The organism is Pseudomonas cyclaminis (assembly GCF_015163715.1).
GTDB lineage: Bacteria > Pseudomonadota > Gammaproteobacteria > Pseudomonadales > Pseudomonadaceae > Aquipseudomonas > Aquipseudomonas cyclaminis.
On sequence record NZ_JADDUM010000376.1, the window covers coordinates 1 to 828 of the forward strand.

The 828-nt window shown below is 57.9% G+C and carries 2 protein-coding genes; both read right to left on the reverse strand.

The window, feature by feature from the left end; all coding sequences use genetic code 11:
• Window positions 1–82: 82 nt before the first annotated feature.
• Window positions 83–544: an acetyl-CoA carboxylase biotin carboxyl carrier protein gene (accB, locus tag IQK56_RS30635; RefSeq protein ID WP_193864081.1), complete on the reverse strand. Its 462-nt coding sequence runs from the start codon at window positions 542–544 to the stop codon at window positions 83–85.
• A 24-nt stretch (window positions 545–568) separates the two neighbouring features.
• A partial coding sequence (locus IQK56_RS30640; protein ID WP_193901977.1) for a type II 3-dehydroquinate dehydratase occupies window positions 569–828 on the reverse strand: 260 nt, incomplete at its 5' end.

The window sequence follows — 828 nt, forward strand, 5'->3', positions numbered from 1 at the left end:
CGCAGCGCGATCTCGCCGCGGTTGGCGATCAGGACTTTTTGCAGTTTCTTCGCAGGTTTCAACATCGAAGGCGCTCCGCGGTTCAAACGATGGTGAACAGCGGCTGGTCGTACTCAACCGGCTGACCGTTTTCTACCAGGATGGATTCGATGACGCCGGCTTTTTCGGCCGTGATGTGGTTCATCATTTTCATCGCTTCAACGATGCAGATGGTGTCGCCCACTTTCACAGTCTTGCCGACTTCAACGAAGGCTGGCGAGGTCGGAGCCGGGGTGCGGTAGAAAGTACCGACCATTGGCGACTTGACCACGAAACCGTTCAGTGCCGGCGCGGCCGGGGCAGCAGGCGCAGCGGCAGCAGCTGGCGCGGCAGCAGGTGCAGCGGCTGGAGCCTGTGCTTGCATCTGTGGCGCGTAGAACTGTTGGGCCGGGGTCTTGCTGTGGCGGCTGATCCGTACGGACTCTTCGCCTTCCTTGATTTCCAGCTCGTCGATGCCGGACTCTTCCAGCAGTTCGATCAATTTCTTAACTTTACGGATATCCATGAATCATCAACTCCCAAGGGTCGGTCAGGGGCGCTTGGCCGGTTGTTCAAGTTGTTCCAGGGCGGCCTCCAGGGCCAGTCGGTAACCGCTGGCGCCAAGGCCGCAGATCACTCCTACCGCTACGTCTGAGAAGTAAGAGTGATGGCGGAAAGCTTCGCGTTTATGCACGTTCGATAAATGCACTTCGATGAATGGGATGCTCACCGCCAGCAGCGCGTCACGTAATGCAACACTTGTATGCGTAAAAGCGGCGGGATTGATCAGGATAAAGTCCACGCCTTCGC

What these genes read in the sequence shown, in the direction of transcription:
- accB (WP_193864081.1), bottom strand. Translation starts at nt 544, where the DNA reads ATGGATATCCGTAAAGTTAAGAAATTGATCGAACTGCTGGAAGAGTCC.